At 60.6% G+C, this 13,806-nt stretch carries 13 protein-coding genes; 10 read left to right on the top strand and 3 right to left on the bottom strand.

The window, feature by feature from the left end:
- Positions 1 to 5: 5 nt before the first annotated feature.
- Together EDC28_RS13675 and EDC28_RS13670 are read right to left on the bottom strand one after the other, a co-directional pair.
- A complete protein-coding gene (locus EDC28_RS13675; RefSeq protein ID WP_123421983.1) occupies positions 6 to 743 on the bottom strand; it encodes a ferredoxin--NADP reductase in 738 nt (245 codons plus the stop codon).
- 9 nt (positions 744 to 752) lie between these two features.
- Positions 753 to 1,139: a SirB2 family protein gene (locus EDC28_RS13670; RefSeq protein WP_050659603.1), complete on the bottom strand. Its 387-nt coding sequence runs from the start codon at positions 1,137 to 1,139 to the stop codon at positions 753 to 755.
- A 153-nt stretch (positions 1,140 to 1,292) separates the two neighbouring features.
- On the opposite strand from EDC28_RS13670, the gene EDC28_RS13665 reads away from it, so the two are divergent.
- The 6 genes from EDC28_RS13665 to EDC28_RS13640 all read left to right on the top strand — a co-directional run bounded on the left by EDC28_RS13665 (position 1,293) and on the right by EDC28_RS13640 (position 8,266).
- Positions 1,293 to 3,233: a hypothetical protein gene (locus EDC28_RS13665; RefSeq protein ID WP_123421982.1), complete on the top strand. Its 1,941-nt coding sequence runs from the start codon at positions 1,293 to 1,295 to the stop codon at positions 3,231 to 3,233.
- A 13-nt stretch (positions 3,234 to 3,246) separates the two neighbouring features.
- Positions 3,247 to 3,807 carry a lysophospholipid acyltransferase family protein gene (locus EDC28_RS13660; RefSeq protein WP_123421981.1) on the top strand — a complete coding sequence of 187 codons (561 nt, stop codon included), beginning with the start codon at positions 3,247 to 3,249 and terminating at the stop codon, positions 3,805 to 3,807.
- 75 nt (positions 3,808 to 3,882) lie between these two features.
- Positions 3,883 to 4,854, top strand: a complete 972-nt coding sequence (locus tag EDC28_RS13655; protein ID WP_123421980.1) for a DUF4382 domain-containing protein — start codon at positions 3,883 to 3,885, stop codon at positions 4,852 to 4,854.
- 58 nt (positions 4,855 to 4,912) lie between these two features.
- Positions 4,913 to 6,070, top strand: a complete 1,158-nt coding sequence (locus EDC28_RS13650) for an RsmB/NOP family class I SAM-dependent RNA methyltransferase (protein WP_123421979.1) — start codon at positions 4,913 to 4,915, stop codon at positions 6,068 to 6,070.
- 148 nt (positions 6,071 to 6,218) lie between these two features.
- On the top strand, positions 6,219 to 7,445 hold the full coding sequence (locus EDC28_RS13645; RefSeq protein WP_050659608.1) for an MFS transporter: 1,227 nt from the start codon (positions 6,219 to 6,221) through the stop codon (positions 7,443 to 7,445).
- Between the two features lie 74 nt (positions 7,446 to 7,519).
- Entirely contained in the window at positions 7,520 to 8,266 is a 747-nt protein-coding gene (locus EDC28_RS13640; RefSeq protein ID WP_050659609.1) for a head GIN domain-containing protein, read from the top strand.
- Positions 8,267 to 8,272: 6 nt separating this feature from the next.
- Here EDC28_RS13640 and EDC28_RS13635 read toward each other — a convergent pair whose 3' ends face one another.
- Positions 8,273 to 8,701 carry a YybH family protein gene (locus tag EDC28_RS13635; protein WP_123421978.1) on the bottom strand — a complete coding sequence of 143 codons (429 nt, stop codon included), beginning with the start codon at positions 8,699 to 8,701 and terminating at the stop codon, positions 8,273 to 8,275.
- A 65-nt stretch (positions 8,702 to 8,766) separates the two neighbouring features.
- Here EDC28_RS13635 and EDC28_RS13630 point away from each other — a divergent pair, with 65 nt between their 5' ends.
- The 4 genes from EDC28_RS13630 (at position 8,767) to EDC28_RS13615 (ending at position 13,516) form a co-directional block, all read left to right on the top strand.
- On the top strand, positions 8,767 to 9,210 hold the full coding sequence (locus EDC28_RS13630) for a hypothetical protein (protein WP_123421977.1): 444 nt from the start codon (positions 8,767 to 8,769) through the stop codon (positions 9,208 to 9,210).
- On the top strand, positions 9,207 to 11,222 hold the full coding sequence (locus EDC28_RS13625) for a tetratricopeptide repeat protein (RefSeq protein WP_050659612.1): 2,016 nt from the start codon (positions 9,207 to 9,209) through the stop codon (positions 11,220 to 11,222). Before EDC28_RS13630 ends, EDC28_RS13625 begins: the two co-directional genes overlap by 4 nt.
- Positions 11,223 to 11,294: 72 nt before the next feature.
- Complete coding sequence (locus EDC28_RS13620; protein WP_123421976.1) at positions 11,295 to 12,479, top strand: YjgN family protein; 1,185 nt, start codon at positions 11,295 to 11,297, stop codon at positions 12,477 to 12,479.
- Entirely contained in the window at positions 12,479 to 13,516 is a 1,038-nt protein-coding gene (locus EDC28_RS13615) for a M48 family metallopeptidase (protein ID WP_123421975.1), read from the top strand. The genes EDC28_RS13620 and EDC28_RS13615 overlap by 1 nt, the downstream gene beginning before the upstream one ends.
- The last annotated feature ends 290 nt before the right edge of the window (positions 13,517 to 13,806 follow it).

Genomic DNA, 13,806 nt, shown 5'->3' with positions numbered 1-13,806 from the left:
GCTCCTTACCAATACTGCTCAACGGTGACGTGACCTGGCTGGCGGCGCAGGTTTTTGTTTAATCCTTTCTCGGCCAGCACCTTAAGGCTATCGCGGATCATATCCGGGTTGCCGCAGATCATCAGCTGGCTTTCGTTATTCAGTTGGTCAGCCAGGGCGCGCTCCAGTTCCCCTGAGCTGAGCAATTGTGGCAAACGGCCACTCAAGGCGCCGGGGTAGGGCTCGCGGGTAACCACCGGCTGGTAGCGAAACTGCGGCCGGCTGGCGGCCATGGCCTGCAACTGCCCGGCGTAGGCGAGGTCATTGCCCAGGCGAACCCCGTGCACTAGATGGATGCGCTCAAACCGTTGCCAGGGCGCCTCGGTGCCCAGTATTGAAAGATAAGGCCCCAGACCTGTACCTGTTGCCAACAGCCACAGGCTTTTGCCGTCCGGCACCTCATCGAGCACGAAAAAGCCACTGGCCGGCTGGCTCACCTCGACGCTGTCGCCGGGTTTTAATGCCGCCAGCAGCGGCGTCAGTTTGCCGCCGGGCACCAGAGTGACCATGAAATCCAGCACCTCATCCTGGGGGCTGTTGACCAGGGAATAGGCCCGTTGTACCCGGCCATCGGGGCCGTTTAGGGCCAGGCGCACAAACTGGCCGGCGGTAAAGGCAAAGGGCGGCGCTTTAACGCGCAGGCTAAAGAGCGTTGGGTTCCAAGAGTGGTTTTCCAGCACCTTGGCAGTAAGCCATTGAGCCATAACACCTCCTTAAACAGCAGAGAACCAAGCCCAGGGGGACTTGTAAATGGCGACCCCCACAATATAGATAAACACCAGCACCGCCCCCACTGCCGCCAGGGCCCGGGCTTTGGGGGTACGGCCGCGTTTGATGGCGAAGGTGCCAAGAGCGATATACAGCACCAAAGCGATGATTTTGGCGGCAAGCCAGCCGCTATGGAGCGGCGACAGCCCCAGTTGCACCATCAGCCAAAGGCCAGCAGCCAGCAGGGCGGTGTCAATGATATGGGGCAGCACCTTGGCCCAGCGCGGCAGGCTGCCCGGGGCGACGATACTGCGGCTGGCGCGCCAGATGAAAAAGACGATGGTCAGCAGCGCCAGTCCTTGGTGTAGCTGCTTAACCTGCAGGTAATCCACGGTGACTCCCGGGGGTGATTGAGGCGGCCAAAAAGGCGGCAACGGCTGGGACTTTGACACTAGCACCGCACCATTTTCCCAGCAATCAGAAAAGGTTGCTGACTCCGCCGGGATAAGCCGATAAAATTCGCCGGTCGGCCCTTGGATGTGTTTATGAAGTACAGTCTTCTGCTCCTCTTTGGGTGCCTTATTACCTTTGGCGCCCGGGCAGAAAAGGACCTCGCCCTTCTACTTACGCAAGCGGATCATGCCACAGCCCAAGCGGACTACCCCTCCGCCCGCGCGCTGTTATCTCAAATCCCCGAATCGGCGCTAAGCCAGCTACCTGCCCCCCAGCAGGGCCTTTACCTGTGCCTGAAGGCAGAAATGATGGCGCGGCTTGACCGCCAGGTAACTGGCTCCTTAAGCCTGTTCGAGCAAGGCATCCAGTTACTTAAAGATGCCCATGCCGGCGACTTGCTGCCCAACTGCATGCTGACCTATGGCTTGGCCCTTGGAGGGACTGGTTATTGGAGCCGGGTTATCGACAACGCCGAACAGGTGATGGCACTTGCCCAAAAATCCGGCAGCAACGGTTTGCAGGCAAAAGCGTTGGTGGAGCTTGGCCATGCTTACCACTCCCTGCAAATGGACGCCCAGGCCCTTGCGCCCCTTGAGCAAGCTGTGACCCTCAGCCAAGCCGGTGGGGATGTACTGACCGAATTGAACGCCACCGCCGACCTTATCGTGGTCAAGCAGCAGTTGGGCCAACCCTTCATGGAGCTGGCCCTGAAGAACTTTGAGCTGGCCCAAAGCAAAGGGGACTTACAGCAGCGGGCTAGGGCGGCGTCGGTGCTGGCTACTGTGGATTTTGCCAATCAGCGCTACGACGAGGCTTTGGACGCGCTGCTGGCAGTTTACAAGGATGTGGAGACCAGCAAAGACGACGGCTGGCAAGGCACCATGGCCAGCAACCTCGCTGAGGTTTACGCCGCCATGGGCGACAACCGCAAGGCGCAGTTTTATATCGATGTTGCCTTGGACAAACTGGCCAAAGCCAAGTTAGTGAAGCAGCGCATGGCCGCCTTGTTGACCGCAGCCGATTTGGCTGACAAAGAAGGCGACTGGGCCCGGCGCAATACCTTGCTAAAAAGCGTGGTGGCGGCCCAGGCCACCACCGACAGCCCGCGCCAGAACGAGCTGGCCGCCAAGGCACTCAAGCAGCTGGCCCAGGTAACAACGGGCGACGAGCAGCGCCGCTACTGGGACCGTTATGCCCAGCTGATGGACGACAGGCTAAAGCAAAGCGACGCCGCCAAGCAGGAGATGGAGCGCAGCCTAAGCCTTGCCAAGCAGCCGACGCCAGCGCCTGCTCCTGCGCCCTGGCGGCCAAGTAGCCTCGGCCTTGTGTTGGCTGGGGCGCTGCTGTTGGTGCTGGCTTTAGCCCTGGCGCTGTGGCGCTGCAAACACAAAAAGCGGCTTGCCCTGGCCCAAAGCGCCGGTTTACGCCGCCATTCCGAGCTGCCCTACAGCCGCCAGACTCTGGAGCGGCTGGAACAGCTATTGAGCCAGGGGCTGCACTGCCAAGTGCTGTATTTTCGGGTCGGCTTTGCCCGCCAGCCCTTCTACCAGGGCGGCTTTCGTGCCGGTAACGCCATGCAGCAGTGCATTGCCGCCAGGCTAAGGCAGCTGTTTCCCGGCGCTTTGCTGATTGGCGAGCCGGATAGCTTTCATTACCTGGTGGTGCTAGACGCTGGCCGGAAAATGGCGCCCCAGGCGGCCTTTGATGTGCTGGACGAGTCCCTGCAGGCGCTGGGTGGCAACGGTCTGCAACTCACCTGCCTGAACTTCCCCAATTTCCCGCAAATTAGCCGGGTGGCCGATGTCGGCCCGCTGTGCGAGCTGTTGCTACTGGGGCTGCAACTGGCCAGCGAGACCGGCCCCAATGCCTGGGTGCAGCTCAGCCCCTTGCCGGTGGCGGCCCGGGCCATGGAAGCGACTGATATTCGCGCCGCGCTGCTGGCGGAGCTGAAAAAGGGTTACATCATCGTGACCGCCGGGGGCAGTGCCTTGACCTCGGAGCCAGACTGGGCTTTGCTGGCAGAAAGTCTCTAACAACATCAGCACCATGCAGCGATTTTCCAAGTGGTTGCTGGCCCGCCTGGGCTGGCGCATCGAGGGGCAGATGCCGGCGGCGGACAAGTTCCTGGTGGTGGTGGCGCCCCACACCTCCAACTGGGATTTTGTCTTCGGGGTCTTGGCCCGCAGCGCCCTGGCGCTGAAGATAAATTTCCTCGGTAAACACCAGCTCTTTGCCTTTCCCCTCGGTTACCTGTTTCGGGCCATGGGCGGCTTTCCGGTGCGCCGGGACAAGGCCAACAACATGGTGGAGCAAGTGGCCGCTTACTTTACCGGCCTGCCACGGTTCGTGCTGGCGGTTACCCCCGAAGGTACCCGTAGCCAGGTCAGCCGCTGGAAGCTCGGCTTTTACCATATCGCCGCTGCCGCCAAGGTGCCCTATGTGCTGGTGGGTATCGACTACCCCCGCAAGCGTTTTGTGATCGGTGAGGCTCTGCACCCCAGCGGCGATATCCGCGCCGACTTGGCCCGTATCCAGGCTTTTTACCAGCAGGTGCAGGGCCGCTTCCCCCAGGTTATTCCGCCGCTGCTGGGCTGGAAGGACCAGTAGCCACCCCTGTTGTCAGCCAACTGACAGTCAGCATCGCCATACTTTGTGAGCACCTACTTACCAGAGGGGAGTGTAATGACAAAAACAAAGTTTGCAGTGCTGATTTCTTCCATCTTTGTGCTGAGCGCCTGTGGCGGCGGTGGGGACGATACCCCCACCCCGGCAACGGCCAATTTGTCGCTGTCCATCGGTGACGCGCCGGTCGATGGCGCCGACAAGGTGGTGGTGACCATCGACAGCATCATCCTCAAACGCGACGGCGACAGCGACGTGGTATTGCCCGTTCAGGACGCCAGCGGCAACCCGGTGACCCTGGACTTGCTCGACTACCAAGGCGGTAACACCTACCTTGCCATCGACAGCGCTGCTATCCCGGCTGGCACCTACACCGACGTGCGCTTGGGGATAGAAGACGAAGACACCAGCAAGAGCTACGTGGAGACCGGCGACGGCACCTTCGAGCTCAAGGTACCTTCTGATGAGCTGAAACTGGGCGGCTTTACCGCCAGTGCCGGTGGCCAGTTGGCCTTCACCCTGGATTTCAACCTGCGCAAAGCCATGACCTACAACCCGGGCCCACAGCGCTACATCCTCAAACCCCGTGGCGTCAGCCTGGTGGACAGCACCATCCTCGGCCAAATCGGCGGTGAGGTTGACGCGGCCCTGGCCGAAAGCTGCAACACCGGCACCGACAACGTCAATTACGGCTTTGTCTATCTCTACAGCGGCCACAGCCTGACTAACCTGGGCGACGATTTTGACGACGGCGCCGCCGGCGCACCGGCCGATGCCTCCATTCCGGTGGCGTCCATGGCGGTAACCCTGTCTGATGACGCCGACCCAAGCACTACCGACCCTTACCGTTACCAGTTCGGGCTCATTCCGGCAGGGGATTACACCCTGGCCTTCTCTTGTGACGGCATCAACGATGAGCCAGAAACCTACGAGGGCCTGACCATCCCCAACCCGGCAGGTCTTAGCTATGAGCTGAGCCTCGCCGAGGGCCAGGGTCTGGAGCAGGATATCGCCCCGGTTACCGGCGGCTGAGCTTGCTCAAAACCCGGCTTTGCCCTAGCATGCCCCGCCATATTGGCGGGGCTTTTTTATGATGCAATCAGCGCTTATTTCCATACTGCAATCCGTGCTTATCGAGGATCACCCTCTGGATAAGGCGCTGGCCCGCGCCGAACTGGACGGCCGCCATAAATCCGAGACGGTGCAAGCCGCCCAGCACTTGGTGCGCTACGCCCGCCGTTATGGCGCCCTGGCCGGGCGCAGCTGGCCGCTTAAAAGCGGCGACTTGAGTGCGCTGCTGGCCGCCTGGGCGGCCCTCGAATCCCCCAGCCTGCCCCTTAAACTCAAGCCCTTTACCCAGGACAAAGCGCTGCTGGCCGAAGTAAAGGCGAACCCGGTGCTGTGGCAAAGCTACCCCGATTGGCTCTATGAGCTGATGAGCGAGCGCTTGGGCGATGCCTGGCCAGCCCTGGCCGAGGCCCTGAACCGGCCACCGGCTCAATACCTTCGCGCCAATACCCTGCACGGCGATGCCGGCGCGCTGAAAAAGCGCCTGGCCGAAGAGAAGGTAGCCACCGACGTAATCAGTGACAGCTGCCTTAAACTCAAGCGCTTTGCCAACGTCTTTCGCACCCAGGCCTTTAAGGAAGGGCGCTTTGAGCAGCAGGATTGGGGCTCCCAGCAAATTGCCCAGCTGCTGGGCGCCGCGCCGGGAATGACGGTGATTGACGCCTGCGCCGGTGCCGGCGGCAAAACCCTGGCCCTGGCTGCCCAGATGCAGAACAAGGGCCGGCTGCTGGCCATGGACATTTTTGAAGGCAAGTTGCAGGCGCTTCGCAAGCGCGCCCGCCGCGCCGGGGTGCATAACCTGGAAACCCGGGTTATTGAAGGCTCTGCCACCATCAAACGCCTTAAGGGCAAGGCCGACCGCCTGCTGCTGGACGTGCCCTGCTCGGGGCTGGGGGTATTGCGCCGCAACCCCGACGCCAAATGGACCATCGCCCCCGAGCATCTTGATAACCTCATTGCCATTCAGCGCGAGATCCTCGACAGCTACCCGCGCATGCTCAAGGCTGGCGGCAAGCTGGTCTACGCCACCTGCTCGCTCCTGCCGCAGGAAAACCAGCTGCAAGTGGCCGATTTTATCGCCCGTTCGGCCGGCCAATTTGTGCTGGAAAGCGAGCACACCTTGAGCCCGGTCGAGGGGAACACCGACGGCTTCTACATGGCCCTTATAAGCCGTCAATAATAGTTGACGGCTTTACGGGCCAGCCCCATAAAAAAACCGCAAAACCCTCCTGACATTGTCATATTCCGCTGGTAGATTGCGCGCCGTTGGCAGGATGCTGACGGATTAGTTTTTTTTATCCTTTTCCCTTACTTTTAAGGTGTGCGTAATGCGTTCGCCATCATTGCGACTGTTTTTGTTGCTTATGGTGACTTTGGCTGCCGTTGGCCAGATGTCCCAGACCCTTTTTGTACCCGGCCAGAGCGCCATCGCCCAAACCTTTGGGGTCAGCCCCGGCATGACCCAAGGCATTATGGCTGCTTATCTGTCCATGTACGGATTATCCCAGTTTTTCTATGGCCCGCTGTCTGACAACCTGGGCCGGCGCCCCGTGACGCTGGCTGGCCTGGTGTTGTTTCTGGGCGGCTCGGCCCTGGCTTGGCAGGCCAGCAGTTTTGCTGCTTTGGTTACCGGCGCCCTGGTACAAGGGCTTGGTGCCGGGGTGGCCGGGGTCATGGTGCGCACCGTGCCCCGTGACCGCTTCGAAGGCCCGGCCCTGACCCGAGTCAACGGCCTGCTGAGCATGGCCCTTATCCTGTCGCCGATGCTGGCGCCGGTGCTGGGTGGGGTGTTGGTGTCGCAGTTTGGCTGGCGGGCCTGTTACCTGTTTCTGTTGGGCCTGGGCGGCGCCGTGCTGGCGCTGCAGTTTGTGGCCTTCAAGGAAAGCCGCCCCGACGACCCTGAACCCAAGGCGCCGGTGCTGGTGCGTTATCGCCGCACCTGGCAAAGCGCCAACTTTCGCCATCACCTGTGGCCGCTGCTGGCGGTATTCAGTGGTGTGGTGGTGTTCGAAGCGGCGGCGGGGGTGTTGCTGGGCGAGCGCCTGGGGTTTGATGCGGCCACCGTCAGCTGGCTCTATATCGTGCCGCTGCCGCTCTATATTGCCGGCTCTTTCCTGGCCGCCGCCCTGGCCCATCGCTGGCGCCATAAGGCCTTGTTGCAACTAGGCACCACTTTGCTTTTAAGCGCTGCCCTGGCGCAGTTGCTGCTGGCCTGGCTGCTGCCCCTTAATGCCTGGGCTTTGCTGGCGCCGGTGAGCCTGTACTTTATGGCCGCGGGCCTGTTGGGGCCGGTTGCCACCAGCGGCGCGCTTAGCGATTTCAAAAAAGGCGCCGGTACTGCCGGGGCCCTGCTGGGAGGGCTGCAAAACCTCACCGCCGGTATTGCGGCGGCGCTGTCGAGCCTTATTCCTCAGCACACCGCTTTGCCGCTGGGGGCCTTGCTGACCCTGTTTGCGGTGCTGGCGTGGTGGCAGGCTCGCCGGGTTGGCGAACTTGGCCAGAGTTTGGCGAAAAGCACTACTGCGGTTTCGCAGGCGTCTCCGCCAACCCAGTAAAAACGGGCGGGGCAGGGTTGGCATAGGGGTTGCTAAAGTCTTGGCAGGAAAACTGATTCAAGGAATTTAGCCAAATGAAACCCAAGCACCTCATCATTGCCACCGCTGCCCTGTTGTTAGTCGGCGTCCAAGCCAGCGCTTATGCCAGTTGGTGGAGCAGCGACGACGACGTCAAAGGTAACGGTAATGTGGTCGAACACAGCCAGAACCTGGACAAGGTTGACGAGCTGGACCTGGCTCTGCCGGCCAAAATCAAGGTGGTGCGTGGCGAGAACAGCATCACCATCAAGGCTGAAGAAAACCTGCAAGCCTATATCGTGGTCAAAACCGACGGCGACGAATTGGAAGTCAGGGCCAAAAAAGGCTACGACTTGCACCCCACCAAACCCATTGAAATAACCATCAGCGTCGAGACCCTAAGCGAGCTGTCTCTGGCGGGCTCCGGTGATGTCAAAGTGGCGGCCTTCAGTGGCAGCGATGATTTGAAACTGGACCTGTCCGGCTCCGGCTCCATCACCATGGACAGCGCCGAGTATCCCAAGGTCAGCATTGATATCGCTGGCAGCAGCGGCGTTACCATCCATGGCGGCAACACCGACAAGCTCAGCGTGGACATTGCCGGCTCCGGCGATGTGGACACCCACAAGCTGGCGGCCCGCGACGTGAAAGTGGATATCGCCGGCTCCGGTGACGTAGCAGTACGCGCCAGTGGCAGCCTGGATATCGACATCGCCGGCTCCGGCGATGTGGACTACTACGGCAGCCCCACCATCAAGCAAAGCGTGATGGGCTCCGGCGACGTATCCCGCAAAGGCGACTAACCCGCTCTACCCGGCGGACGAGGTATGGTCCGCCGTGATGTACCAGTTCCCATCCAGCTTGGCCAGCAACAGGGTGAAGAGTCCCTGGGGCTGGTCCTTTTGCCTGTATAGCTGCCAGTGCCCGAACACCACCGCATGGTCGCCATACAGATGCACCTCCCTGATATCAAACTGCAACCTGCCCATGGCAGCCTTATCTCGGTAGTGGCTGCGATATCTGTCCAGGGTTTGCTGCCAGCCGAAGGTCACCTCGCCGCCCGATGCAAAACGCAATTGGGGGCTGTGCCAGTAACCGGCCATAAAGCCGTCCAGGTCGCCCCGGTTCCAGGCTTGCTGCTGACCGGCTAGCAGCGCGCGGATCTGGGTTTGATCGTCCGGTGCGGCGAAAAGCTGCGAGCTGGCTAGCAAAAACAGCATAAAAATCAGGTTCTTCATGGTGTTCCTTGATTGCGATAAGGGCATGCAGAGGGCTAACATGCCAGCAAAGGAAAAGGAAGGCCATGTACTATTACGTGCTCTGCCTGCACCTGATGGCGGCCCTGCTGGTAGCAGGAGCCCTGTTGCTACTGGTGTTGGCGCTGCTGCCGCTGGGCTTTAAACGTGGCCAGTGGCAACCCCTGGCGGATTTCTCTTTGGCGTTTGACACCCTGGCTTGGCCGGCGCTGTTGCTGCTGGCCGGCTCCGGCGCGGCGCTGGGGGTGCTGGACGCGCCGGATCTGCGGGTGGTGGGCGGCGGCTTTGTGGCGCTCAAGGGGGCGCTCTGTGCCGTGTTGGCCTTGCTGTGGTGGGGCTGGCGTTACCGGTTGCTCACCGGCCTTGGCGAGGGCGCGGTGGCGCGCTTCATTGCTTACCTTGGCCTGATGGCGCTGCTGGCGCTGGTGCTGGCGTTGCTGGGCACCCTGCACGGCAACGGATTCTTTTCACCCGACAGGCATGTTCTATGAAAGTCTGGTACTGGCTGTTGTTTCTTCCCTCCCTGGCCTGGGCGTCCGCCGTGGACGACCTGCGTTATGCCATGGATCACCGCACCGAACCCCAGTACCGCAAGCAGCTCACCGCCTTGGTGGACCCCGCCGTCGACGAAGCCAAACGCCAGGGTGACCCTTTGCTGCTGGGCGAAATGCTCTACATCAAAGCCAATATCCAAAGCCGGGTGCGGCGAGATTACCCAGGCTCCTTAAAAACCCTGCAACTGGCAGCCGATGCCCTGGCGCCGCTGCAAGGCAAAGACGCCCTCAAGGTGCAGATGGAGGTGTGGCTCGAGCAGGGTTCGCTCAATCAATACCTGGGGCATTTTGACAAGGCCGAGTTCTTTTTCAGCCATGCCCTGGCCCAGGCCAAGCGGCGAGACTCCCCCAAAGCCGAGGCCATGGCGCTGTATCGCATCGGCTATCTGCAATATCGCAAGAACGACATAGTTCAGGCCCTGTCGTTCCTCGACGAAGCGAGCCTGCGGCTACTCAAAGAAGACGACCCGGCGCTGCGCCTGGAGATCCTCTCCACCAAGGGCCGCATCTTCAGGCTCAACCACGCTTACGACAAGGCGCTGACCTTTTTGCAACAGGCGCTGGCTCTAGCCCAGCAGCTCAAAGACGACACCGCCATTCCTGACCTGCTGGTGGGCATTGCCGTGACCTACCAGGAAAAGGGCGACACCAACAGCGCCCTGATTGAGTCCATGCATGCCCTGGATTTATACCGCCAGCAGAACCGGCCGCTGTCTGAGGGCAAGGCCCTTATCAATATCGCCAGCCTCTATATCGACGACCCCAACCAGCAGCAGCGAGCCCGTGAATATCTCGACAGCGCCGTGGCCCTGTACACCAAGAACAAGGTGGATTTTTATCTCGGCACGGCGCTGTCGATGCGGGCCCAGTTGCTGGCCGACAAGCACCAGGCCATCAAGGATCTGCAGCGGGCGTTGACGCTGCTGATGGAGCGCGACTCGGTGTCGTCCTGGCAGGAGCGGCAAAAGGCCCAGCAGCGCCTCGCCGACGCCTATCAGGCCTTGGGAGACCAAGACAACGCCATCGACGCACTGCGCCAGGCCATGGCCTTGCAGGCCAAGCTCACCAACGACGATATCCAAGACGGCCGCCAAGCCCTGGAGCGCCTTACCGAGCAGCTCAACCAAGCCGACCGCCTTCGCCAAAGCGAAGCCGGGCGTCTGCTGGCCGAGGAGCAGCGCCAGCACTGGCGCCAGGGCAGTGCTGCGTTGCTGGTGTTCGCGTTGGTGCTGATGCTGGTAGCGCTGCGGCTGTGGCGCCACAATCGCCAGCTGGCCGGTAAATTGGCCGGGCAAAACCAGCTGATGACCATACATCCCCTGTCAGGGTTGCCCAACGCCCTGGGGCTGGTGGCGCAGCTGGAACCTTTGATGGACGAGTACCAGCAGGCCCATAACCACAGCCGAGAGGCTGGCCTGCCGCCCGGCGAGCCCTTGGTGCTGTTGAGCCTCAACGCCCTTTTTATCCATCACCTGCCGATGCTGGCCGGTATTGAAGAGAGCAAGGCCATCCTTGGCCGCTTTGTGGATAAGCTCAAGGCGGCGTGCAGCCACTGCGTGATAGTGGCGCAACTGGCGGACGACCACCTGCTGCTGGTGATCCGCGACGAGCCCAAACTGCTTACCGAGCTCTATGAGAATTTGCGTGAACTGACCGCCCGTTTTGTAATTGCCGAAGGGCTGGAGGACGTGCGCCTGGCGGTGGGGTTTAACCTGGTGCCGACCCTGACCCAGCGTTCGCGGCCGCTGCCGGTGTCGGCTGTCCTTGAGCTGACCCGTTTTACCCTGGCCCAGGCCGATACCCTGCTAAGCGAAACCCGGCGCAGCGCCTGGGTGTCTATTCAGGCCTTGGAGCTGGCGCCGCCGTCGCTGTTGGACGGCGATGACATTCACCAGCAGCTGCTGCAAGCCTTGGACCGTGGCCTGCTGCAACTGCGCAGCGGACACTGATGTCACAAAGGTGAATATTGTGTGAACAGCGATTTGCTGTTTCAATATGGACACTTTGCTAAGGAGAGCCCCGTGTCTGAACGTCCTGAAACCCTGCAACAACCCGAAACCACAGCTGTGCACCACATGCGTTTTACCGGTAGCGCCGGCGAGTATTTCGGTATCTGGATAGTCAATATCCTGCTGTCCATTTTGACTTTGGGGGTTTATTCCGCCTGGGCCAAGGTGCGTAACCAGCAGTATTTCTATGGTCACACCCGCCTTGATGGCCAAGGTTTTGAATACCTGGCCACCCCGGTGCAAATTCTTATCGGCCGCCTTATCGCCGTGGCGCTTATCGTGCTGTGGACCATTCTCAACACTGCGCTGCCGGTGCTGGCCCTGGCCTTCTTGATGATCTTTTCCCTGGCTACCCCTTGGCTTGCGGTGCGCAACCTGCGTTTTGATGCCATGGTCAGTCGCTACCGCAACGTGCGCTTTAATTTTGTTGGCAGTTACGGTGACGCTTACCTCAACATGCTGGTCAAACCCATGGCGGTGTATTTTGGGCTTTCCGTGGTGATGGTGCTGGCCATTGTGCTGGGTGTGGCGCTGGGGCCTGTGGTGGGTGTGGTGATCGGCGTGCTGCTGGCCGCCGCTCTTGCGGTGGTGGGCTATGCCTTCATTGCCAGCAGCGTGGCCAGTTATGTCCTTAACAATTACCGCTACGGCAGCAAGGTGTTCAGCGCCACCATCGAGTATCGCCAGTACCTGAAAATCGGTGCTATCGGCGCCGGTATCTTCTTTGGGTTACTGCTGGTTATCGGCCTGATTGGCGCATCCGGGCTTGGCGCTGTTTACGCCGTTTTCAAAGACGCAGAGGCGCACACCAAACCCGATGCGGCGGCCGGCCTTGCCGTGATCGGCTTTTACCTCGCTTTCTTTGCGGCCGGTATCTTCACCTCCACTGTGGTACGGGTACTGGTACGTAACTACCTGTTTAGCCGCGTGAAAATCGATGGTGAGCTGCAACTGGGCTCCCATTTCACCGTCGGCGGTTATCTGGGGTTGGTGGTTACCAACCTGCTGTTGGTCATTTTCACTCTGGGCCTGGCCTCTGCGGTGGCGAAGGTGCGCTATGCCCGTTATCTCGCCGAGGGCACCAGCGTCGCTGGCGATCTGGCGCTGGTGGCGGTGCAAGACCATGACCAGCAGGTTGACGTAGCGGTGGCCGATGAAGTGGCCAGCGCCTTTGACGTGCAGATAGGCGCCTTTTAATGGCGACGGTGGCCGGTTACCTGCTGGCCCCTCGCTCGGCGATGCGTCACCCGGCCACCCTGGCGCTGCTTGCCGGTGGCCGGCTGCAGCTGGCGAGCGATATTTGGCAGTTTGAAGGGCAGGTGGCGGATGTCGAGGTATCCAAGGCCCTTGGCAACCAACCCCGTAACCTGCGTTTTGCCGAGGGCTGGAGTTTTTACCCCATTGACGCAGAGCCTCTGAACGGCTGGCTCAAGGCGACCTTGGGTCTGCCATGGATAGCGCGGGTGGAACGCCACCTTGGCTGGATAGCCGCCGGTGTGGTGGTGGCGGTGGCGGCGGTTTTTGCCACCTACCGCTATGGTTTGCCAGCCGCTTCACGGCTGGTAGCCACTCAGGTGCCGGTGGTGGTGTATCAGCAACTGGGCGAGCAGAGCCTGAAACTGCTGGACCAAGCCCTGTTCGCCCCCAGCACTTTGCCCAAAGAGCGCCGCCAACAGCTGCAACAGCAATTTGAGGCCATGCTGGCCACGCTCTCTTCGCAGGGCATTAGCTGGCGGGTCAAACCAAAGCTTGTGTTTCGCAGCTTCAGCGCCGGTCCCAACGCCATGGCCTTGCCGGACGGCACCGTGGTGATGACTGACCAAATGGTGGCCCTGGCTGACAACGACCCGCAGCTGCTTGGGGTGCTCTACCACGAGCTTGGCCATGTGCATTACCACCATTCCATGAACTTGCTGGTGCAAAACACCTTGATGTCGGTGGGGGTGGCGGTGGTCATCGGCGATGCCAGCTCCATCGCCGACAGCCTGGCCGGTGGCGCGGTGTTCCTGGTTAACATGAGCTATTCGCGTGATGCCGAGCGCCAGGCCGACGGCTTTGCCGCCCAGTCGATGCTAAAAGACCAGGGCACTACCGAGCCCCTGACCAGCCTGTTTGAGAAACTGCAAAAGCAGCATGGCGGCGAGGAGGCCGGGCCCGGTTGGATAAGCAGCCACCCCGACCTTGAAGAGCGCATCCGTACCCTTCATGAAAGCAATAAAAAACCAGGCAAATAACGCCTGGTTTTTTATTTAAGCGACCATTTTTTACGCCAAAAGAGACAATCTATTTCAGGTTTTCTTGATCTCAATACTCAGGAAAAGGCGAATTTGATGGTAACTTATGTTGCCACTTTGAAAGCCCTTCTGCCGCCGGTGCTTACCACCTCGGCTCCGGCTAAACAGTAAGTGGCAATCCGAATTCAGGCATTTCGCCCAACGATATTGGCGCAGTGCCGGCGGGTCAGATGTCAGACCCCTGCTGACCAAGCCGCCCGCCCATACCGCTTTTCTTTTTGTTCAGGATG

It is taken from the genome of Gallaecimonas pentaromativorans, assembly GCF_003751625.1.
GTDB lineage: Bacteria > Pseudomonadota > Gammaproteobacteria > Enterobacterales > Gallaecimonadaceae > Gallaecimonas > Gallaecimonas pentaromativorans.
This window is presented reverse-complemented; position numbering and strand designations above follow the sequence as displayed.

Coding starts and splice junctions, on each gene's coding strand:
- EDC28_RS13635 (WP_123421978.1), bottom strand. CDS start 8,701: ATGAAGAACCTGATTTTTATGCTGTTTTTGCTAGCCAGCTCGCAGCTT.
- EDC28_RS13640 (WP_050659609.1), top strand. CDS start 7,520: ATGAAACCCAAGCACCTCATCATTGCCACCGCTGCCCTGTTGTTAGTC.
- EDC28_RS13625 (WP_050659612.1), top strand. CDS start 9,207: ATGAAAGTCTGGTACTGGCTGTTGTTTCTTCCCTCCCTGGCCTGGGCG.
- EDC28_RS13655 (WP_123421980.1), top strand. CDS start 3,883: ATGACAAAAACAAAGTTTGCAGTGCTGATTTCTTCCATCTTTGTGCTG.
- EDC28_RS13675 (WP_123421983.1), bottom strand. CDS start 743: ATGGCTCAATGGCTTACTGCCAAGGTGCTGGAAAACCACTCTTGGAAC.
- EDC28_RS13645 (WP_050659608.1), top strand. CDS start 6,219: ATGCGTTCGCCATCATTGCGACTGTTTTTGTTGCTTATGGTGACTTTG.
- EDC28_RS13650 (WP_123421979.1), top strand. CDS start 4,913: ATGATGCAATCAGCGCTTATTTCCATACTGCAATCCGTGCTTATCGAG.
- EDC28_RS13630 (WP_123421977.1), top strand. CDS start 8,767: ATGTACTATTACGTGCTCTGCCTGCACCTGATGGCGGCCCTGCTGGTA.
- EDC28_RS13615 (WP_123421975.1), top strand. CDS start 12,479: ATGGCGACGGTGGCCGGTTACCTGCTGGCCCCTCGCTCGGCGATGCGT.
- EDC28_RS13665 (WP_123421982.1), top strand. CDS start 1,293: ATGAAGTACAGTCTTCTGCTCCTCTTTGGGTGCCTTATTACCTTTGGC.
- EDC28_RS13660 (WP_123421981.1), top strand. CDS start 3,247: ATGCAGCGATTTTCCAAGTGGTTGCTGGCCCGCCTGGGCTGGCGCATC.